Annotated in this window: 15 protein-coding genes and 4 pseudogenes; 12 read left to right on the top strand and 7 right to left on the bottom strand. The window is 44.1% G+C overall.

Going from position 1 to position 19,549, the window contains the following annotated elements; translation table 11 throughout:
* Nucleotides 1-30: 30 nt before the first annotated feature.
* The 4 genes and pseudogenes from FU659_RS04135 (at nt 31) to FU659_RS36815 (ending at nt 4,106) form a co-directional block, all read left to right on the top strand.
* Nucleotides 31-1,697, top strand: a pseudogene (locus tag FU659_RS04135) (long-chain-fatty-acid--CoA ligase).
* Nucleotides 1,698-1,752: 55 nt separating this feature from the next.
* Nucleotides 1,753-2,178, top strand: a complete 426-nt coding sequence (locus tag FU659_RS04140; RefSeq protein ID WP_315971272.1) for a PaaI family thioesterase — start codon at nt 1,753-1,755, stop codon at nt 2,176-2,178.
* A 255-nt stretch (nt 2,179-2,433) separates the two neighbouring features.
* Nucleotides 2,434-3,369 carry a PucR family transcriptional regulator ligand-binding domain-containing protein gene (locus tag FU659_RS36810; protein ID WP_261807603.1) on the top strand — a complete coding sequence of 312 codons (936 nt, stop codon included), beginning with the start codon at nt 2,434-2,436 and terminating at the stop codon, nt 3,367-3,369.
* Nucleotides 3,370-3,446: 77 nt separating this feature from the next.
* Nucleotides 3,447-4,106, top strand: a complete 660-nt coding sequence (locus tag FU659_RS36815; RefSeq protein WP_261807604.1) for a PucR family transcriptional regulator — start codon at nt 3,447-3,449, stop codon at nt 4,104-4,106.
* Here the strand turns inward: FU659_RS36815 and FU659_RS04150 are convergent.
* Nucleotides 4,089-5,006 carry a metallophosphoesterase gene (locus tag FU659_RS04150; RefSeq protein WP_147946389.1) on the bottom strand — a complete coding sequence of 306 codons (918 nt, stop codon included), beginning with the start codon at nt 5,004-5,006 and terminating at the stop codon, nt 4,089-4,091. The two genes, FU659_RS36815 and FU659_RS04150, sit on opposite strands and share 18 nt — an antisense overlap.
* A 140-nt stretch (nt 5,007-5,146) precedes the next feature.
* Here FU659_RS04150 and ytxJ point away from each other — a divergent pair, with 140 nt between their 5' ends.
* Nucleotides 5,147-5,488: a bacillithiol system redox-active protein YtxJ gene (gene ytxJ, locus FU659_RS04155; protein WP_147946390.1), complete on the top strand. Its 342-nt coding sequence runs from the start codon at nt 5,147-5,149 to the stop codon at nt 5,486-5,488.
* Between the two features lie 60 nt (nt 5,489-5,548).
* Here ytxJ and FU659_RS04160 read toward each other — a convergent pair whose 3' ends face one another.
* The gene (locus FU659_RS04160; RefSeq protein WP_147946391.1) at nt 5,549-6,835 is read right to left on the bottom strand and encodes a putative bifunctional diguanylate cyclase/phosphodiesterase; all 1,287 of its coding nucleotides are present in this window, start codon (nt 6,833-6,835) and stop codon (nt 5,549-5,551) included.
* An 8-nt stretch (nt 6,836-6,843) separates the two neighbouring features.
* On the bottom strand, nt 6,844-7,623 hold the full coding sequence (locus FU659_RS04165) for a PAS domain-containing protein (RefSeq protein ID WP_147946392.1): 780 nt from the start codon (nt 7,621-7,623) through the stop codon (nt 6,844-6,846).
* Between the two features lie 228 nt (nt 7,624-7,851).
* On the opposite strand from FU659_RS04165, the gene FU659_RS04170 reads away from it, so the two are divergent.
* Nucleotides 7,852-8,733, top strand: coding sequence for a DMT family transporter (locus tag FU659_RS04170; protein ID WP_147946393.1), 882 nt, complete (start codon nt 7,852-7,854; stop codon nt 8,731-8,733).
* A gap of 355 nt (nt 8,734-9,088) precedes the next feature.
* On the opposite strand, the pseudogene FU659_RS04175 reads toward FU659_RS04170, so the two are convergent.
* A pseudogene (locus tag FU659_RS04175) lies at nt 9,089-10,254 on the bottom strand (M20 family metallopeptidase).
* Nucleotides 10,255-10,409: 155 nt separating this feature from the next.
* Here FU659_RS04175 and FU659_RS04180 point away from each other — a divergent pair.
* Together FU659_RS04180 and FU659_RS04185 are read left to right on the top strand one after the other, a co-directional pair.
* Nucleotides 10,410-10,691, top strand: a complete 282-nt coding sequence (locus FU659_RS04180) for a hypothetical protein (RefSeq protein ID WP_147946394.1) — start codon at nt 10,410-10,412, stop codon at nt 10,689-10,691.
* Nucleotides 10,692-10,783: 92 nt separating this feature from the next.
* Nucleotides 10,784-11,452, top strand: coding sequence for a GDSL-type esterase/lipase family protein (locus FU659_RS04185; protein WP_187273888.1), 669 nt, complete (start codon nt 10,784-10,786; stop codon nt 11,450-11,452).
* Here the strand turns inward: FU659_RS04185 and trhA are convergent.
* Nucleotides 11,439-12,072, bottom strand: a pseudogene (trhA, locus tag FU659_RS04190) (PAQR family membrane homeostasis protein TrhA). The gene FU659_RS04185 and the pseudogene trhA sit on opposite strands and share 14 nt — an antisense overlap.
* A 193-nt stretch (nt 12,073-12,265) precedes the next feature.
* On the opposite strand from trhA, the gene FU659_RS04195 reads away from it, so the two are divergent.
* A complete protein-coding gene (locus FU659_RS04195) occupies nt 12,266-13,108 on the top strand; it encodes a DegV family protein (protein ID WP_147946396.1) in 843 nt (280 codons plus the stop codon).
* A gap of 59 nt (nt 13,109-13,167) precedes the next feature.
* Here FU659_RS04195 and FU659_RS04200 read toward each other — a convergent pair whose 3' ends face one another.
* A complete protein-coding gene (locus FU659_RS04200; protein ID WP_147946397.1) occupies nt 13,168-15,327 on the bottom strand; it encodes a HelD family protein in 2,160 nt (719 codons plus the stop codon).
* A 177-nt stretch (nt 15,328-15,504) separates the two neighbouring features.
* Between FU659_RS04200 and FU659_RS04205 the strand changes: the two genes are divergently transcribed.
* The 3 genes from FU659_RS04205 (at nt 15,505) to FU659_RS04215 (ending at nt 17,394) form a co-directional block, all read left to right on the top strand.
* Complete coding sequence (locus tag FU659_RS04205; protein WP_147946398.1) at nt 15,505-15,984, top strand: glutathione peroxidase; 480 nt, start codon at nt 15,505-15,507, stop codon at nt 15,982-15,984.
* A 260-nt stretch (nt 15,985-16,244) separates the two neighbouring features.
* Nucleotides 16,245-16,574 (top strand): His/Gly/Thr/Pro-type tRNA ligase C-terminal domain-containing protein, encoded by a 330-nt coding sequence (locus FU659_RS04210; RefSeq protein WP_147946399.1) that lies wholly within the window; start codon nt 16,245-16,247, stop codon nt 16,572-16,574.
* 121 nt (nt 16,575-16,695) lie between these two features.
* Nucleotides 16,696-17,394 carry a PIG-L deacetylase family protein gene (locus tag FU659_RS04215; RefSeq protein WP_147946400.1) on the top strand — a complete coding sequence of 233 codons (699 nt, stop codon included), beginning with the start codon at nt 16,696-16,698 and terminating at the stop codon, nt 17,392-17,394.
* A gap of 445 nt (nt 17,395-17,839) precedes the next feature.
* Here FU659_RS04215 and FU659_RS04220 read toward each other — a convergent pair.
* Nucleotides 17,840-19,548 (bottom strand): annotated as a pseudogene (locus FU659_RS04220) (vWA domain-containing protein).
* Nucleotide 19,549 lies beyond the last annotated feature (1 nt).

Raw genomic sequence — 19,549 nt, forward strand, 5'->3', positions numbered from 1 at the left:
TGACGAAAGAACCTGAAGGGATGGTTTTGTATGAGTGAGACAAAGCCTTGGTTACGTCATTATCCGCGCGAAGTGGCACCGACTTACGAGTATCCCAAACATAATCTTGCGCGAATGTTGGTAGATTCAGCTCAGAAGTTTCCGAACAAACCTGCTTTGTATTTCTTGGGAAAAACGATTCGATACCATGAGCTTTTGGAGGCTTCTTACCGATTTGCCAATGCTCTCAAAAAGATGGGCGTGCATGCCGGTGACCGTGTTGCGATTATGCTTCCCAACTGTCCCTCGGCTGTTATTGCTTACTTTGGAACGCTGATGATGGGGGGCATTGTGGTTCAGACGAATCCGCTGTATATGGAACGAGAGCTGAAACACCAGCTCTCGGATGCGGAAGCTACAGTCATTGTGACCCTGGATTTATTGCTAAATCGTGTGCAAAAAGTAAAAGAGAAAACACACATTCGCTCCATTATTGTCACTTCGATCAAAGATTTTTTGCCATTTCCCAAAAATATCCTTTATCCCGTGAAAATGAAAAAAGAAGGCGTAAGTCTTAAAGTGAATTATGGGGATGGTGTATACAGGTTCAAAAAAATGCTGCAAACAGCCTCCGGAACTCCGATTTGTGTGGAAGTGAATGCAGACGAGGATATTGCCCTGTTGCAATATACGGGTGGAACTACAGGCATATCCAAGGGGGTTATGTTGACTCACAGCAATTTGATTGCTAATACTTATCAAACGAGTCACTGGTGTTACCAAATTCGAGAAGGGGAAGAGCGTTTTTAGGAGCAATTCCCTGTTTCCATGTATTCGGCATAACGGTGTTGTTGAATCAAACCATGTTTCGGGCTGGCATGCTAATCCTTATACCCAAGTTTGATATTGACTTGATTATAAGTTCTATTCAATCTTTGAAACCAACCGTATTTCCAGGTGCCCCAACGATGTATATTGCTTTAATTAATCATAAACGGACGAAAGATGTGAATATTTCTTCTATTAAAATTTGTGTAAGCGGTTCAGCGCCACTTCCCTTGGAGGTGCAAGAACGATTCGAGGCTTTGACCGGCGGCAAATTAATCGAAGGTTACGGCTTAACGGAATCCTCTCCCGTCACCCATGTGAATCCCATTTGGGGCTACCGCAAAATAGGTACAATTGGTATTCCTATTCCAGACACTGAGGCTAAAGTGGTCGATTCGGACGGGGAGGAGCTGCCGATTGGTCAAATTGGCGAAATTCTTGTTAAAGGACCACAAGTCATGAAGGGGTATTGGCGCCGTGATCTAGAAACAGATTCGACGATTAAAGATGGTTGGCTTTACACCGGGGATATGGGACGAATGGATGAAGATGGTTTTTTTGTTGTTGTAGATCGGAAGAAAGATTTGATTATCGCCGGTGGATTTAATATTTATCCGCGTGAAATCGAGGAAATTCTTTTTGAACATCCTGCCATACGGGAGGCGGTTGTTATTGGGGTTCCCGATGCATACCGCGGAGAAACGGTCAAAGCATTTGTCGTACGAAAAGAGGGGATGTCGCTTACCGAGAAAGAGTTGGAATTATGGTGCCGTGAACGACTGGCTGCATTCAAAGTGCCTCGAAAGGTTGAGTTTCGTGATTCTTTGCCAAAAACCATTGTTGGGAAAGTATTGCGTCGACAATTGCTGGAGGAAGAGAAAAAGGAGTAAGCGATCACCCCTGATGAGGGATGTTCGTTAACTATTACAAAGTGGAGGGAAACCTATGGATGATTCTAACGACCAAGCAAAAAGGAGGTTGCAACTGTTAGCTGCGGCGGCGGAGCCCACTTTCTGGGGCTTTCTTGGCTGTGAATTCGTAAGTTTGGCAGAAGATGGCGTTATTACGATTTCTCTGGATGCCAAATCACATCATTTGAATCTGATTGGGATCGTTCATGGCGGAGTACTTTCATCCTTACTGGATAATGCCATGGGAATCGTCGTTATGATGGCGCGGCCTGAAGAAAAAGCTGTGACGACCAATTTGAATGTTCATTTCGTATCGCCGCTACATGAGGGTCGATTGCAAGTGACTGCTGAAATTGTTCACCAATCCCGCAAAATGATAACTGCCCAGGGACGGATTACCGACAGCAACGGTGTTTTGGGTGACCATCGGAACAGGGACATTTCGGGTTATTTAGGCTAATAGTTGAATAGTATTTCGTAGTTTGAAGGTGAATAGGAGTGAGGAAGAGGTATGCGAAAGCATGTCTCTTTTTTTATTGGGGTTAATCCAAGGGGAGGAAATGACGTTAATGTTATATAATATAACATATGAATGAGGGATGAGACGTTAAGTATACATATTTCAAACTATTTGTTAATATATCTAACATAAAAACATTGACTTGATTGCACTTATCATCCTATAATCGTTTAAAAGGCATAAGGGGGAAGCGTTATGCATCTTACGATACGTGAGGCGTTATCGATTTATCCGTTAACTGAAGCAAAATTGGTGGCTGGTAAGCAAGGAGAATCTCGAATCGTCAAGTCCGTTAATGTGATGGACGCTCCTGATATTGCAGATTGGACGAAGTCGGGTGAAATGCTCTTTACCACTGCGTTCGCGATGAAGGATAGTCCACAGGAAACTGTTAACTTATTGCGAAAGTTAAATGAGCGCGGAGCTGCAGGATTGGGAATTAAACTTGGACGTTTCTGGACGGAATTACCGCAGGTGGTCATGGAAGAAGCGGATCGGCTCCATTTTCCTATTATCGAAATGCCCTTTCAATTTACGTTTTCTGATCAAATGAACGCACTTTTTAATGCTGAATATCGTAGAAATACGCAACTTCTGCAAGTCGTGCTGGAGAAACAGAAGAAGCTTATGCAATTCGGACTGAAGCAGGATAATATGTTATCCATGTTTCAATTAATACGCGATATTATAGGGTACCCGATTGCTGTCATAGGCGTTAAAGGTCAATTGTTATTTAATGCAAGCACTTGGAGCAGTGAACAGCTTGGGCAAAATTGGCCTGGCAAACGGAAGTCGGGCTGGGTTTATGCAGGTAAAGATCGTGCTTATCGCGTTAGTCTTTTTCAACAAGACGATGAACCGCTTGGCAGTTTGTTCATCATGCCGGATACTGTATTACTTGCCAATGTGGAAGAAGGTTTATTTCAACAAGCTGCGGACATCCTAACTTTCCATATGGGTTTCACGTTTCGTACGCATATGGAAGCTACCGCACAGCGTGATCTTCAGAACAGTCTTCTCCGTTACCTGGATAAAGGCAACACGCTGGAAGAGTTTCTAGAACACAGCGTGATCTTCAGAACAGTCTTCTCCGTTACCTGGATAAAGGCAACACGCTGGAAGAGTTTCTAGAACAGGCGCAATTAAGAGAGATTTCCATTTTCACGGGATTTTATCAATGTGTAATCAGTTCTTGCAGTACCGGGGCTTTGAAGGATGACCAACCAAACGGCAAGCTGAAGGAACTTAAGCAGTATATGGAGTCCCATCCCAAATCAAGCAGCTTGCGCGGGCATCATTTTATATTGAAAAACTTATTGTTTTCGATTTATTCTGCGAATCAAACAGAGGGATTTCCGGAAGAGGAGCTGTCACAATTACTGGCGAAGTATACAACTGATTCGGTTTGCAAGGAAGAGGCGGGAGAAGTGGTCTTTTATGTAAGTTCCATAAAAACGAAGCCTACCGCACTTAAAGAAGCCTATCTGGAATGCCTAGAAACAGAACGTTTGTCAGTCAGACTTGGCCTTCCGGAACGTGTGATGCACTTTGAATCCATTGAATTCGCTCATCTTTTTCAGAACGTGTCGTCCACAATGATGGAAGACTACTGTGCCAAAATATTACGGCCATTGCTTGAAAAGGATGCCGAATACTCGCAAGAAATGATTCGTACGTTAGAAGTATTCATTCGTAATGACGGTCAAGTCAATGAAGCGGCAAAGCAATTATTTATTCATCGCAATACGGTAACGTATCGGTTAGAGAAAATAAGCGATCTCTTACAGGTGGATTTTAAAAAAGTAAATGACTTGCTGAAACTGAAAGCAGTTTTCTTGTTTCGTCAGTTTTTACATGTCAGACCCTAGAAACGGAAACCCTGAAACGCTTCTTGAGCGCTTAGGGTTTCGTTTTTCTAAGGTGAAAACCGTAATCTCAGGCCTGCAAAGAAAACGAAAAGGAAGCGTCGTCGTACCAATGCCGCGATTCGTATAGATGAGCATTTTAGATTCCGTGACGGGATGAAGCCCTTCCACATAGTTGTCTCCGCCAGGTGGTGTAATGACTGCACCAAGAAAGGGTAAACGGATTTGACCGCCATGGGTATGTCCGGATAATTGCAAATCAACCGGATATTTAGCGGCTTGATCCGCGTAATTCGGGCAATGGGAAAGTAAGAGGGTGAATCGATGGGGGTTCGCGCCATCAAGCGCTTTAGAAATGTCAGGCTTGCCGGTTAACAAATCCTCAACACCGGCTAATTGAATGACTTGATTTAGGTAAGTAATGGCTTTAAAGCTATTTAAGAGAGTTTGGAATCCCCCTTTTTGTAAGATGGCAACCGTGCGGTTTTCTCCAATCCATTTATCATGGTTGCCAAGAACAGACCATTTTCCGAGTGGCGCTTCCAGACTGGCAAGCAGTTGGCTTGTCTGATCGGGGTCCGTTGTAATCTCGGCGTCGAATAAATCACCGGTAAAACAAAGGATGTCCGCTTTTTCCTTGCGAATGATGTTCACGACGTGTTCTAAATCTTTCAGATCAAAGTGGTATCCGATATGAAGATCGCTAAAGTGGACTACCTTGATTCCGTGGAATGCGTTGGGCAGCCGTTCAAAAATTAGGGTGTGACGCGTTATATCGTACCATTTGGGTTCTACGAAATTGGCATAGCTGCCAAGAGCGCCGGTGGCTGCTAAGAAGGAACCTGCAAGGACGGTGCCTTTCTTAAGAAAAGAACGTCTTGAGAGAGGGGGTGGTGATTGCATAAGATCCTCCTATTCTTACAAGGATATGACTATTGGATAAGTATATCAGTTTGAAAAGAAAGAAACGAATAGTCTGATTTGCATATAGGTTTTTATTACTTTATAATAATTCTTATTAATCTTGGAAGGGAGATGTTCAAATGTCCGCATGGAAAGAGTTAACAACACTGGAAGAGTGGCAGGAAGTATGGGATCGCTCCTCCGATAAACCGGCAGTTGTCTTGAAACACAGTACGACATGCCCAGTTAGTGCAAGTGCACTAGACGAATATGAGCAATACTTGTCAGGAAAACCAAACGAGGAAGTTGATTATTTCTTAGTTAAGGTGATCGAATCACGTCCTGTTTCCAACCAAATTGCAGAAGACCTTGGAATCAAGCATGCTTCACCGCAAATTCTTTATTTCAAGAATAAAGAATCGGTATGGAATACATCCCATTGGTCTGTTACGAACAAACATATTACGGCAGTTTTAGATTAAAATAATAAAGTGAAAGAAGCCCTTGTCTCCTGATAATCAGTGACGAGGCTTCTTTTTATGTTAATGAGCTTTTTTTTGAAGTAAAGCTAAACATACATCTGCAGGCAGGGGCTTGCTGAACAAATATCCTTGCATTTCGTTACAGCCTAGTTTAGGAAGTGCGTTCCTTTGAAGCTCAGTCTCAACGCCTTCTACAATCACACCTAGATTTAAATTTTGGGCAAGTCCGACAATAGAAGAAATAATCGCAGACTCGGAGTGATTCGAAATATTAGTAATAAAAGACCGATCAATTTTCAAACGATGAATAGGAAATTTACTTAAGTAACTTAACGAAGAGAAGCCTGTTCCAAAGTCATCGATCGAAATCTGAATGCCCAGAGCGACTAATTTATGTAATTGGCTGACTACAAAATCAGCGTTATGCATCGCGATACTTTCGGTTATTTCGAGTTCAAGTGATGCTGGGACGAGTTTGGTTTCTTGTAAAATGCGTTCAACCATCTGTACCAAATTCTCTTGTCTTAATTGAATTTGTGATAAATTCACTGCGATTCTTAAATTTGTGAAACCCATATTATGCCATTCCTTGCATTGTCGGCAGGCGATGTCCAGCACTTGAGAGCCGATAGGAACAATCAATCCGGTTTCTTCCGATATCGCGATGAAATCTGCAGGGTAGAGCAAACCGTGCGTAGGGTGATTCCAACGGACGAGGGCTTCCATTCCAATGATTGTGTCTGTTTGAACATCAATTTGGGGCTGATAGTGCACAACGAATTGGTTGCGCTCCAATGCTTTGTGCAGCTCACTTTCTAGCTGTTGTCGATGCACAGCTTCTTCGTTCATTGTAGGGGAATAAATCCGCAAATGATTTTTACCGTTTTCTTTGACCTTGTAAAGGGCTGTGTCCGCATGATGCATCAGCATTTCGGCGTGATGACCGTGCTCCGGATAGAAGGCTGCTCCGATACTTACAGTGAGGTAAAAGTCGTGACCTTGCACATGAAAAGGAAGCCTAAGCTCTTCCAATATGCGCTGTGCAATAGGCTCAATGTCAAGAGAGTTCTGAACCTGCGGAACACAAACGGTAAATTCATCTCCGCCCATACGTCCAATCGTATCTATTTCTCTAGTGCTGCGTTTAAGTCGATGGGCTACTTCTTTCAAAACTTGATCGCCGATGCCATGCCCGAGTGAGTCATTAATGAACTTGAAGCCATCCAGATCCAAAAATAAAATCGCAATCTTCGTCTGATGTTTGTCAGCATCATTAAGCTGCATCATCACTTTACGTTCGAACATACGACGGTTAGGCAAGTCGGTTAAGGCATCGTAGTAAGCCATGTATTGGATTAAATCCTCAGCCTGTTTGCGTTGTGTGATGTTTTGGCGATTGCATAAATACCTTGGTTATCTCCTTCATTCGCAATTGGAATAAGGGAGAGATGAAGATCAATTCTTGTGCCGTTTTTATGTGTAATGAATGTTTCGAAGTTTTGGGGTCTGCCTCGTAAAGCTCGTTCAAATTTTTTGGATAAGTGTTGATGCTGCTCTGGCGGGCAAATAGAGAGGAGTGAGACGAGAAGAAGTTCTTCTCGGTCATACCCACTCAGCAAGTAAGTAGTGGGATTCATCCCTGTCAATTGGCCTTCGGGATTAATGATGAGTACAGCATCAGGGTTATTGTCAAACAAGGATTGAAAGGGCTGTTTATTAGAAACGAGCTCCTGATTCAACCCTTCGTTATGTTCCTTCACTATATAAATGTAGCTCGTGATCTCGCCCTTATGATTACGAAGAGGGGATATGCTTTCTCGAACAACTCGTGTAAAGCCATCTCGGTGCCAGCGCTCACTTGTTTTCGTTGTGTATTCATAGAAGTGCTCTGTAACGAGATCATTGAAATCTGTTCGCTCGTTCCCGAGCACTGTAGGCAGAGGATAACCTAACAGCTCATTTGGGTGCCATCCAAACAGTTGTTCAAATTTATCATTACTATATAAGACCGCATGCTGCAAGCTGCAAATGACGAAGGCAACCTCTGCATGTTTTGTGATGACGGCAGCAATTTCGTCTGTATGTTGAAAATCACGTTTAGGTTTGTCCGTATAATCAAAATTGTTGAATGACATCACTCTTAGAACCCCCGATTGCGTCTGTCTAAGCTAGTTCCTGCTTTCAGTATATATGAATTTCAACTAATTTTGTATGGCATTTCTAATAAAATTTGACAATCGGAGAGAGAATCCGACAATTTCCTAAATGAATTGAACGTTGTTTAAAAAAGATTGGCAAGAATCCTATCCTCCTATATACTAAGACGGCAGCAATAAGCCCTATTTAATTAAGGAGTTTCATACATGAATGCTATGAATAAGACTAAAGTTCCAATCTCCGTTTTTCTCGTAATTGGCATCATTGCCATCTCATTTTCAGCAATTTTTGTCAGATGGTCATCTGCGCCCGCTTCTGTTACGGCCATGTACCGCCTGTGGTTAACGAATGTGTTAATGCTTCCTTTTGTTTGGAATTATAGGACGGAAATACGGCGGATTCATCTGAAAGATTGGCTGCGAACAGTCATTTCCGGCGTGGCACTGGGTCTGCATTTCCTATTTTGGATGGATTCCTTGTACTTTACGACAGTGGCAAGTTCAACGGCTATCTTGACCTTGGAGCCGATCTTTGTGTTGCTCGGAGCCTTTTTCTTATATAGACAACGAACAAATCGCACTGCACTTATTTCTATGTTTATCGCGATTATTGGCGCTATTTGTATTGGTTGGGGAGATTTCCGATTTTCCGGAAATGCGCTTAAAGGTGACTTCTTATCTTTAATCGGTACTGTAGCTGTTGCTTTACACATGCTGCTGGGCAAAAGCTTACGAGAGCGTATCTCTGCATTCGTATACAGTTTTTTTGTGTTTTTGTTTGCAGGCGCAGTACTGGCTGTCATGAATGTGTACTCAGGTATTTCTTTCACAGCCTATTCGTTGAAAGAATGGGAAATTTTCTTATTGCTCGCTATCGTCCCAACTGTGCTGGGTCATTATATATTTAATTGGCTGTTGAAATATATGAAGGCTTCTTCGGTCTCAATGACTGTGCTTGGAGAACCGCTGGGTGCTACACTTTTGGCTTATGTGCTGTTGAGTGAATCCATCACGATGATACAGATTGCTGCAGGTTGTTTATTGTTAGTTGGTGTAGCTCTATTTCTGCGCAGTGATGAAAAAGAATGATTGTTTAGTTGATCATGTATAAATGATAAAGCCCTCTGAATGTTGGCTCTGCAATCTAGATCGATGCGGAGCCAACTTAACTTTCAGAGGTTTTTTTGACGGGGACACCTAACGAACTCAGCAAGCCTTATTGGATCAAATGACAAAGAGTTATCTTTTTAACGAACTCCAGACGCTTTATTGCAAGTAAAAGCGCATTACTTTACTAATAATCGACTCCATAACGTCGCTTCAATTCGTTAGATGAAAAGAGAGGATCATTTCGCGCCTCTAAACAACCCTACGGTTCGTTAGCGTAAACAACACAAGTAAAGAGCTGATTCATTGTTCGAACAGCTCTCATTGTGCATTTATGTTACTTTTTTCTCGCATCAAACTCTGCTTTAATTTGACTCAAAAGTTCCGGTTGCGTTAACACGTCATAAGCAGTGTAGGCCAATGCCTTGGCTGTAAAAATCATGCTATTTAAAGCAGTTTCCTGCATAGCCAGATCTCTGAATTCTTTCGTATGCAGATGATGTCGCTCGTTGACGACTTCATGAAAGGATGGATCGTAGGGCATTGGATGGAAACATTGCCTAGATCAAGGGAGCCGTGATCTTGACCGACTTCAATCTCATCCTCCGTAATCCCCATCTGTAATAGGTTTCCAGTAAATACCTTAGACAACGTTTCGTTCGTGAGAAGCTCATCATACGAGTATTCATAGAAAGAGGTTTGCAAAGTACAGCCCGTTTGCAATGCCGCTCCTTCTGCACAATGTAGTACCTTCTGGACGAGCTCATTGGTGTAGGCGCGGGAAGCAGAGCGCACATAGAATTGAGCAACTGCATAGTCAGGAATGATATTAGGCGCTTTGCCGCCTTCTCGGATGATGCCATGGATACGTGCATCTGACTTAAGCTGCTGACGCAGGGCATTTATGGAGTTGAACAGCTGTAAGACAGCGTCTAAAGCATTTATTCCTGCATAAGGTTGTGCAGCAGCGTGAGCGGATCGTCCGAAAAATTCATACTGAATGGCGTCCATAGCCAAGGATTCACCCGATTTTTCGTACGTATAGTAAGGGTGAGCCATTAGAGCGATATCGACATCGCGGAACAGTCCGGCTGCTGCCATAGGCACTTTGGCGCCTTTCGTTTCCTCAGCAGGTGTCCCATATACACGAATGCTGCCGCCAGTTTCAGCGATAACAGATTTTAAACCGATTGCTGCGCCAATGCTCATCATGCAGATGAGATGATGTCCACAAGCATGGCCAAGCTCTGGCAATGCATCGTACTCAGCTAAGAAGGCTATGACTGGGCCTGACTTACCTGACTCATAGGTTGCGATAAATGAGGTCGGTATATCTAGGACACCCCGTTCCACTTGGAATCCATGATGCTCTAATTCTGCCGTTAAGCGTGCGGCTGCTTGGAATTCTTCATGACCGAGTTCAGGATTGGCGCCTATGAAGCTGGAAATTGCTTTGAATCTATCCTCGTGCGTATCGATCGTATGGGTGATGGTTGATTTCATAAGTAGTAAGACTCCTTTGTTGATTGGTTCTAAGCTTCATTGTAGTATAAAGAATCGTAAACTACCACTTTCCTGTTCTCTGAGTTACAATAATAATCACGTGCAGAATGGCTTCCAATAAGCGATTTTACGGTTAACAACTAGGGGGAATTACAATGATGAAATATGGTGCTGAGCACATCGAACACAAATTTACGTTATCTTTTACAGAATCGGAGATAAGAGGTCAATGGCGGGATGTTTTTCTTGCGATTCATCCAGAAGATGGAGAAGAGTTTCCGGCAGATCTGATTGAACCTTCGATTCTTGTCATCTGCAATTTGGAAGGTGAAATTGTCCAAGTTGTCCTTCACGATGAGGGATGCGATTGTGAATTCCAATTTACTTTTTCAGAAAAAGTGAAGATAGAAAGTTATGTTCAACAACTCAGGTACTAGAAAAATGTTTAGAAGATGAAATCGGATTTATTCCCAAAATGGGCGCTGAAGCATATATTACTCATATGTCGGGCTTTAGGGAGAGGATAGCAATGGAAAAAACGATCCGTTATCTGGCATTTGGTGATTCGTTAACTGTTGGTTTTGGAGCTCCGGAAGGTTATGGATTTGTGTCTCTATATCGGCAGAAGATGGAACAATTACTGAATGTACCTGTTGAATTGCATCAGGTTGGAAAGAATGGTGCGACCACCACACACCTGTTGCAAACGCTTGAATCGGAATCTCGGCTGCAAAAAGATGTTCAAGAAGCGGATATTATTACGATTACAGCTGGCGGCAACGATTTAATGCAAGCGGCTATTCCGTATTTTTACCAAAGCGACCCTAATTACTTAAAGTCTGCCCTTCATATGTTTGAAACAAACTACAAAAAACTGATTGCCCACATACAGGTTTTACGACAAGGCATCCGAGCGCCGTATGTTATTGCATTAATCGGTCTTTATAATCCTTTGCCGCAGGTACCGGATGCTGATTATTGGGTACAACGATTTAACCTTTTTTTACGCAAATTAGAACAACCGCATATCTATATCGTCCAAGTGTATGATGCTTTTATCGGTCAAGACCGACACTACTTGTCTGAAGATGCAATCCATCCTAACGAGCAAGGGTATGAAGTATTTGCCCGAGAGGTGGAAAGTGCTGTATCTTTGCAGGAACTTCAGCAGTTAGTTCAAATAACTAGGCAGGGATGACATACCAGAAGATGGAGAAAAAATGACAGGCGCTGCCAGCCAACACGAATATGTGCCAAATGGCATGGTGATACGGTATGCGCCGCCATACATAAAAGATGGTACCAAACGAATAAAAAAGTCCGCCTATGACTAGCCAAACGATGCCATCAAAAGGCAAATTCAGGTAAAGCTGTTTAAATGCCAGCACGATTAACCAACCCATAAGCAAATAACAAAGTGTTGAAATGAGCATGAATCTTTTGACGTAAAAAATTTTCAGACCCATGCCAATGAAGGCAAGTCCCCAAATGATACTCAAAAAGGTCCATCCAAATGGTCCTTTCAAGGTGATCAGCATGTATGGCGTGTAAGTTCCTGCAAATTAAGAGGTAAATGGCGGAATGATCCAAAATTTCAAAGATATCTTTCAATCGAGAAGGCTTGAAGCTGTGTAGCAAGGTAGAACATGAATATAGGACAACAAGTGCAACGCCAAAAATGGTGAAGCTGACAATGTCCAATGCAGTACCATACAAACTTGCATGAACAATAAGCAGTACGAGCGCTCCCAAGCTTAATAGGATGCCAAGTCCATGACTTAGAGCATTGGCTTTTTCTTCGCGAACAGAATAGTCCAAGGTTTGTACCTTCTTTCGATCTGAATTTTTTGAAAAAGTAGACTCCTAAGATTAGACGATGAAACGAAGTTCATACCTTCAGTTCAACCGTTGTTTAATTTTGTAGGATTGAGCTTTCTATCTGGTTCCCTTATACTAAAACAAAATTTACAACAATTTATTATTAAAATACTAGAAACGAGTGGAACTCAACATGACAACTATCCAGATCATCACAGACAGCAGTTGTGATCTTCCCAGACCGATTGTAGAGGAGTTAGGTATTGTCAGTGTTCCATTATCCGTGCATTTTGGCGATGAGTGCATGCCTTCTCAAATGAGCTTTGCTGATTTCTATGCAAGAATGAAGAGAGAAAGCGAGCTGCCCAAAACATCAAGCCCCTCACCTGTTCTTTTTCACACTACGTTTCAGGAAGCAGGTGAAGATCGGAATATTCTTGTGATCAGTCTTTCTTCAGCTCTTAGCAGCACTTACAACCATGCGGTTATGGCCAAAGAAATGTTGGAAGAAGAAGGGCATAAGGGACGGATCGAAGTCATTGATTCCAAGACTGCATCACTTGGACTTGGTCTGCTTGTCTACCAAGCAGCCAAAATGGCAGAAGCGAAAGTACCGTTCGGCGACATTGTGGAAGCGATTCAAAAATCCGTGAGAACCTCCCGTACATTTTTCTTCTTGGATACACTCGAAAATGTAATCAAAGGCGGCAGATTGGATCGATTGCGTGGTGCTGTGGCTTCCGTGCTTAATATCAAGCTATTGATGAAAGCAAGTGAGGAAGGGTCAGTCGAAGTGATCGACAAAATTCGCGGCACGCAGCAAGCGCTCAAACGTTTAATTGAGAAAGTCGGGGAAGCTGCACACGATTATGAAAAAGATACGATTGCGATTGCGCACTGCAACTGTGAAGATAGAGCGCAAGCTGTTCTCAAGCAATTGTTAGAAAAGTATCCGTTTCGCCATGTACTTTTCTCTAATATGGGTTCAGTGATCGGCACCTATGCAGGTGAGGGTGGCGTTTTAATCGCTTACTAGATAGAATGGATAACAAAAGACACGCGCTACCTGTCAGGTAGAGGCGTGTCTTTATTGGTTTAAGCAGGTAATTCAGTTGTTACATTGTCTGCATCTTGGCTATTTACCAGAGGTGACAACTCGCCCGGAGCGAGAAGCCACAATTCGTGCAAGGCCCGTGTACAGCCAACGTACAGCAGTTTGGCATCCATAAACGTCGCTTCATAATGTCCGGAAGTCACGTCCATAAGAATAACGGCATCAAACTCCAGCCCTTTGGTTAAGTAAATAGGAAGGACTGAAATGCCGCCCCGATAGGTCCGCTGCTTGGATGTTATTAGGTTGGTGACAAGGCCGGATTCAGTCATCACATCATGCAAGTCTTGCGCTTGTTTCTCCGTGCGAGCCACGATGGCGATCGTACTGGAACTGCCTTGCTGCAAGGTAGCGATCGCTTGCTTGAGAAGTGGTAAACGCCCCTTCATATCGGTTTGAATGATACGTACTTTATTTCCGCTTCGAAAGACAGGTACCGCGAGCAGAGGTTTTTCCACGCCGCGCTGCAAGACTTGATTGGCGAATTGGATAATTTCCATCGTTGACCGATAACTGCGATCAAGTTCGAAGTATCCGGTTTCTTCTTCCTTGAAAAGGCTGGAAAATTCATGCCAATCGGTAATACCTTGATAGGCGTGAATACCTTGGGATAAATCCCCAAGTATCGTAAATGAACGATTTCGCGTGTAAGCATCCAGGACAGCTACTTGAAAAGGGGAGAAATCCTGTGCTTCGTCAATAACCACATGATCAAAAAGGTGATCCGAAGGAATACCATGCAGACGTATATGAATATAAAGGAGTGGGGCCAGGTCTTCAAGCTGCACTTCCTTTTTCTTGAAAAGCTTCAGAGAAGCTGTGACTATGGACTCAGGTATTTGATTGGTTTCGCCAGACAAACCATTCGGAAGTTGTTGGTCTGTGAAAAGCAGTTTGTAATAGCTAAATGCTGAATGCTCCGGCCAACCTGTCAAATAGGTGCGTAAGCGTTGAGCGGCTTTCTTTTTCAACTCTTTCTTCCGACTTTGTTCCCAAATCTTGTCTAATTGTATCTCCATCCAGCGTTTGATCCTAGCGATAACGCGTTCGCGACGCTTCACAAGCGGATAATGCTTGTTTTCTACGAAAAACCATTCACGTATGGTGGCTATAGGCAGTTTGATGCCTTCCCATGGAATGAAATCAGTGGTCGGTACGTACGTACTTTCGAACTGAGTTAGACAAGTATCCAAATATTGTTTGAACCGGATTGAACCTTTGAAGCGTCCAGGCGCATGGTCATCGATGGGCGGTCGCTTGCTGCCTAGGGCAAACCATGTTTGTAAAGCTAGGGCTGGATCAACCAGCTTAACTTGCTGATCAAGCACATCAAGCGCCCAGTCCGTAAACGTATTCTGCTGAATATGACCTACACCGAGCTCTGGAAGAACACCGGAGATGTAGTCAAGAAACATGGAGTTTGGCGCGAAAATAACCATGCGTTCCGCGCGGATTTGCTCACGATATTGATAGAGTAAAAAGGCTAGACGGTGAAGAGCTACCGTCGTTTTTCCGCTTCCTGCAACCCCTTGAATAATTAGAGCTGTATTTTTGGAGGCCCGTATGATTTTGTCTTGTTCCGCTTGAATGGTGGATACAATATCTCGCAGCTTGTTATCCTTGTTTTCACCGAGTCGATACAGCAAGAACTCATCGCCAACCGCTAAGGAATCTTCAGTTCGATCGTAAGTATCAACGACGCGCTGAAGAATTTGTTTTCGTACGACAAGATTGCGTTTCAAATAAACGAGACCTTCAATGATTCCATCTGGTGAATCATAAGCAGCGGTATCAAGTCCGCCTGTAAAGGAATAGAATAGGCTTGCCACTGGAGCTCGCCAATCAATGACAAGCAGTTGGCCCGTACGCTCATCCTCAACGCCTGATTTTCCGATGTAGAGAGGAGCTTTAGCAGCTGTACCTGTCTCATGGAAATCCAGTCTTCCGAAATAAGCTTCATCTACGGCTTTTGCTAAATTGTTTCGTCCTTGCTCGCGAATAACTTCCAGCGCTTGTTCCGTTAAATCGGGTCCATAATAAACGGGTGTGCCCCTTAGGCGCTCGAGCTGCTTATCGATTTCCGCATTCGTTTGTTCGAGCCGCGCTAATTCCTCTTGATAGGCACTTTGAGTCTTTGTGTCCAAGATCAGTTACCTCCTAAGATCAAATGATGATATATTTTTTGGCATAAACAGGTTAACAATATATCATATTTGCCTGTATATGGGAAGTTGGATGAGGAGGCCACTGTATTAGGGCATCCCGGTAATCAATGATATACTGGACATGTATTAATTAAAAGCGCGAAGGAGAACGAACCTATGTCCATCTATGATATTGAGGTCCAAACCATCTCAGGAGAAACGCAATCACTTTCAGACTATAAAGGGAAGACATTACTTATTGTAAACACGGCGAGTGCATGTGGTCTTACACCGCACTACAAAGGACTGCAAAGCTTATATGAACAATATCAGGAAAAAGGTTTAGTCGTTCTGGGATTTCCTTGCAATCAGTTTGCCGGGCAAGAACCAGGTACTAACGAAGAAATCCAAAGCTTTTGTGAGCTCAACTATCAAGTCACTTTCCCATTATTTGCAAAAGTTGATGTGAAGGGCGAAAATGCTCATCCTTTGTATACATATTTACTCACCCATACACCAGAGGATTCACGTACAGGTGATATTGAATGGAATTTCGTGAAATTCCTCGTGAATGCCAATGGGGATATCGTTAAACAATATAGCGCTCGAACAGAGCCAGCAGACATTGCATCCGATATTGAAGCTGTATTGGCATAGAAAAAAGACTTGCATCTACAACGCTTGCTCGCTATAATCATAATAATTAATAGTTATGAAGGAGACGAATCTTATGAATACATGCATATCGGTTTCTAGGTTCGTTCATATGTATCATTTTTATCAGCGTTAGCACACACCTGTAAGCAATCAGGGTGGGCTAACGCATTTCGCGTTGGCCTCCCTGCGGGATAGCAATTCGCGCGGGACCAGGGGTCCGGCGCTTTTTTTATTCCGTTGAAGAGAGGGATGGGTGTTGGATGTATATAAATAGGGAGAAAAATGAAGAATACGGGGTTATGGTCATACCATTAGACAACGGCGCCATTGAGGAAGCTTCTATAGGAGTTCAACAACTGCAGATGGCTGGTATTCCCTCAAGGATGATGAATGAGCAATTAGCAGGAAGTATACTGACGGCCAGTGCACTCGAACTAGGGTTTCGCTTTCTGATTCTTATTGGCAAGGATGAGGTATCTATGAGCAAAGTGACGTTTAAGGATCTTTTTGAACAAAGTGAACTCTTAATACCTCTGGATAAAGCTATCTATTTAATAGAAAAAATCTATCCACCGGAAAATTTCACATAAATTGGCTAACCCTCCATTTGAAATGTGGTACAATTCAATCAATTATGGGTGAAGCGGGATTTTTCTTTGATCATAAGCATGCAGTAACCCTTACCCAAAAAATGGAGTGGAGTGAAGCTCGATGAGACACCAATTTGGATTTATATATGCCCATCCCGATGATGAAACATTTTTAAGCGGATGTATCATTCGGAGATTAGCCGATCTGGGACATAGTCCCGTACTTCTATTGGCGACACGCGGTGATGCGGGAAGACAAGGGACGCAGCGGGCCGTTAATAAAGATGAGCTAGCCGCGCTTAGAGAAATTGAAATGGAAAATGCCGCGCAAATTCTGGGACTTACAAAAGTGGAACACTTGGGCTGGCCGGATGGCGAGCTTGGCGTCATCGATTTTCAAGCGCTGGTTGATGGCGTGATCTCATTTATTCAGAAGTATGAAATTGAAGTTCTCTTTACCTTTCCAGAAGATGGCGGCAATGGTCACCCTGATCATGTAGCGATCTCCAAAGCTACGACTGCTGCTGTTCTTAGCGGCAAATGTCCAAGCGTTCGCAAATTGTACTATGCCGCAACAGGTTCGTTGCGCGCACAAGGTCATAAACCGTCCATAGAGCTGGATACCGAGTCGAATTGGTCTGTAAAAGCAGCCGCACTGCGGGCTCATGCCACCCAGTATGTAGCCATTGAGAAGTATTTTGGCGACTTGGAGGTTTTCCCTGCAGAGCGGAGATGGGAAGCATTTGTCCTTGGCTGGGAAGACGGGGAGTTATGGCCAAAGGAAAGCTCAACCACTATATTGGAAGATCAAAGTGAGTAGTGACGAGCGAGGTATATCGTTTAGATCTCAGCTACCCACCAAAACGGGGACAGGCTTTCGTATTCTATTTGTAACCGATAGGATGCCGTGGAAAAGAGGTGTGCCGAATTGTCGTTGTGTAACTGTGAAAAGTGCGGAAAAGTCATTATTAAGAAATTCGAAGCACGTTGCCAGAGCTGTTCCGAGCTGTTGTTGATGGAGTCGCGTAAAGTAAAGGATTTCGTCCGAATCCATCCGCGAGCAACTCTGCTTGAAGTTTACCATCAGACAGGCGTTTCTTTGAAAACGATAAAGGATATGCTAAGAGCCTAAAAAGATTAACCTACGGCGACAAAAGAAGCCTTTCAACGATTTACTAATCGATGAAAAGGCTTCTTTTGTTTCGCATCTACCTTGATAAACTCGCTCGTTCCTGAGGGACGAGAAGTTGTTTATCCTTGTCATCCTACCGCTTTGCAAAAACATCAAGCAGAAGTTCTTCTTTAATCGGGTCCTGGAAATCCCAGGCTGTAGCGTATCGGATTTGATGGGAAATACCTAATATATCATAGTGCTGGACCAAATGTTGACGCGCAGACCCAATGATGAGGGAATGCAGGCGAAGCTGCTTCTTCTGGCCTAGCTCACCAAGTCTTTGCTGCATAGCTTTGGAAATTTGGCCGATTCCATCCGTGATCATGACAAAGTCGGCATCTCGGAATTGTGCGCGTTGCTCCACGATATCCATTCCTCTGGCTAGGGGAGCATCGAAGTTGGTACCTCCACCGAATGCTAGCTGTGCCAGACCATAGAAGAGGTCCCAATCGGGACGCTTATAGGAAAGCACATGCTCGATCAGCTCACCCTTCGCTCCAAATAAGAGCAGGACAAAGTCGCGACGCTCTAAGAGGGAGAAGGAGGCGAAAGTGGCCGTGAAAAGCTGGGCAAGCCGCAGCTTGCTGCCTCGCATCGAATGGGAGGTATCGAGCATGCAGATGACAGGACCTTTCTGGGGCTCATCGATGGAGCCTGTGTAATTGTAGGTCATGAGCTTATTCTCCATCCATTTGACGAGGAAATAAGGCTCGAAGTCTTCATCCGCGAGCAAGCTTGCTTCGCTCGGCAGTAAATGAGCGATATCACCCGACTGGCGCAAGTCATCGTAGGTTTCAGGGACGAAGGTTGTGCGCAGCTTTTTCCGCTGAACACGGAGGTGATGAACGTTTCGCCCAACCTCTTGCAGGAAAGCTACGAGATCCTTACTCCGCTTTAACTTCTCGATCCACTGCACATAGTGCTCGAACGTCTGTCGTCGCAGCTTGCCAAGCTCGCTGCCCCAGCGCCGGTTCGCGAGTCGTTGACTCGCTTGCACAAGCTCGTGTACGTTAAAGCTATCCGCTTCTTCGAGGGACAACGTCTCCTTCAAAGCCCGACCGATCCAATCGCCCAATTCAGTTTCAATCTCCTGCATGGCTGCTAAATCCCGTGCTGTCATCCGGTCCAACTGCCGCGTGCGCGCTCCAGCTCTTCTTCAGCTTTGCGCAGCTTTGCCTTTAGCTTGTCGCGCTTCATGAACTCCGTGCGCATCTCGTCGCGCATCTCGGTGATTCGCCGCTTAAGGGCGTGGATCTCCGCGGCGATTAGAGGCCGAGAGTCCACGGCTTCTTGCTTGTCTTCAACGGTTCTTTTGCCCTGCTGCAGCGTATAGCCGACCAATCGCAGCTTCTCGATCTGCTTATCCGAGAGCCGTTCACTTACGTTCGGTGCTTCTTGTCCGCTTTGCTGCTGCTTCTTCTCCAAGCCGATGCCAAGCTGCTGCTGTTCCTTCTGGCGACGCTTGACTTCTTTCTCATACGACTCAGTCAACCACATCAGTGCCTTGAGTGAAGTTTTGAACGAAGCATTCACTTGCCCGATTGTGCGAGGATGGATGGTTACATAAAAGTATTGTTTGCGCAGTGTCAGCAGCATCCAACGGTGGAAGGGCGTTGCTTCCACCGTACCGTCCATATCAGGTTTGGGTAAATAGAAGCACATGAAGAAATCAGCAAATAGTTCAATTGTAAACCAAGGGGCTTGTCTTGCGGCTTCCCGCATCCATTCTTGTGCGACACGCGAAGAGTGGACGTATCCATCAAACACATACCGGTCGACACGCGTGCAGCGTATGATCATA

It is taken from the genome of Paenibacillus sp. N3.4, assembly GCF_008017805.1.
Classification (GTDB): domain Bacteria; phylum Bacillota; class Bacilli; order Paenibacillales; family NBRC-103111; genus Paenibacillus_E.

Coding starts and splice junctions, on each gene's coding strand:
- FU659_RS04170 (WP_147946393.1), top strand. CDS start 7,852: ATGAATGCTATGAATAAGACTAAAGTTCCAATCTCCGTTTTTCTCGTA.
- FU659_RS04180 (WP_147946394.1), top strand. CDS start 10,410: ATGATGAAATATGGTGCTGAGCACATCGAACACAAATTTACGTTATCT.
- FU659_RS36810 (WP_261807603.1), top strand. CDS start 2,434: ATGCATCTTACGATACGTGAGGCGTTATCGATTTATCCGTTAACTGAA.
- FU659_RS04150 (WP_147946389.1), bottom strand. CDS start 5,006: ATGCAATCACCACCCCCTCTCTCAAGACGTTCTTTTCTTAAGAAAGGC.
- FU659_RS04165 (WP_147946392.1), bottom strand. CDS start 7,623: ATGTCATTCAACAATTTTGATTATACGGACAAACCTAAACGTGATTTT.
- ytxJ (WP_147946390.1), top strand. CDS start 5,147: ATGTCCGCATGGAAAGAGTTAACAACACTGGAAGAGTGGCAGGAAGTA.
- FU659_RS04205 (WP_147946398.1), top strand. CDS start 15,505: ATGTCCATCTATGATATTGAGGTCCAAACCATCTCAGGAGAAACGCAA.
- FU659_RS04140 (WP_315971272.1), top strand. CDS start 1,753: ATGGATGATTCTAACGACCAAGCAAAAAGGAGGTTGCAACTGTTAGCT.
- FU659_RS04185 (WP_187273888.1), top strand. CDS start 10,784: ATGGAAAAAACGATCCGTTATCTGGCATTTGGTGATTCGTTAACTGTT.
- FU659_RS04160 (WP_147946391.1), bottom strand. CDS start 6,835: ATGGCTTACTACGATGCCTTAACCGACTTGCCTAACCGTCGTATGTTC.
- FU659_RS04215 (WP_147946400.1), top strand. CDS start 16,696: ATGAGACACCAATTTGGATTTATATATGCCCATCCCGATGATGAAACA.
- FU659_RS04195 (WP_147946396.1), top strand. CDS start 12,266: ATGACAACTATCCAGATCATCACAGACAGCAGTTGTGATCTTCCCAGA.
- FU659_RS04210 (WP_147946399.1), top strand. CDS start 16,245: ATGTATATAAATAGGGAGAAAAATGAAGAATACGGGGTTATGGTCATA.